General features: G+C 39.0%; 2 protein-coding genes. Both read right to left on the bottom strand.

What is annotated here, in order from left to right; all coding sequences use genetic code 11:
* Nucleotides 1-421, bottom strand: a 421-nt coding sequence (locus tag AC1DRF_RS31005) for a DJ-1/PfpI family protein (RefSeq protein WP_477742701.1), incomplete at its 3' end; no start/stop codon positions are given.
* A 119-nt stretch (nt 422-540) separates the two neighbouring features.
* The gene (locus AC1DRF_RS31000) at nt 541-696 is read right to left on the bottom strand and encodes an IDEAL domain-containing protein (RefSeq protein ID WP_226897336.1); all 156 of its coding nucleotides are present in this window, start codon (nt 694-696) and stop codon (nt 541-543) included.
* Between the last annotated feature and the right edge of the window lie 12 nt (nt 697-708).

Below are 708 nucleotides of genomic sequence, written 5' to 3'. Positions count from 1 at the left end.
GGCAAGCAGGATACGCTGTCACTTCTCTGTCTTGCAGATACTCTCTAACCGTCGTTAACACGAGCTGACCATGACAAATAACGCCTAAAGGTTTGTTTTCTTTTAAAAAATGAGCAGCAATTTCCTGAACTTTTGTGTTCATTCGAATATATTCAGGCGCTCGTCCTCCAGGAATAATAAGTCCGTCAAAATCAGCGGGATCCACTTCATCTACAGAAGAGTGAGAATCAATTTTATATCCCGTTTTTTCTGTGAATGTTTCCATTTCCGGAAGAAAATCATGAACAACCGTTTGGAGCTTCTTTTTCACGGGAGAAGCAATGGTACACTGAATATCTTCTTCTAAACAGCGATAATACGGATAAAAAACTTCTAAAGCCTCCACGGCATCTCCTGTTAAAATCAAGACACGTTTACTCATCTTTTATCACCTTTTCTTTTAATGTCGTCATTTACTTCTTCTCTCAAGCTGCTTTCCATTCCTGCTTTTCCCCCTATGAATAATAAAAAAAGCAGGGCCTTCATTCCTTATCAGGAATGTCAGCCTTGCTTTTTATCTTGTAATCTTTTTAATTCAGCTGTTAATTCAATAAACCAAGCTTTGTCTTTCGTTAGCAGCGCAAGATCAATCAATGAAAGAATCTGCTCTTCGTGCGCCGTTTTTTGAAGGGGCAGCTTCTCTATTTTTTCATCCATCATGCCAATGGT

The organism is Priestia sp. P5_B4 (assembly GCF_056400385.1).
This window is presented reverse-complemented; position numbering and strand designations above follow the sequence as displayed.

Excerpts from the sequence above, each read along its gene's own strand:
- AC1DRF_RS31000 (WP_226897336.1), bottom strand. The coding sequence starts at position 696 with ATGGATGAAAAAATAGAGAAGCTGCCCCTTCAAAAAACGGCGCACGAA.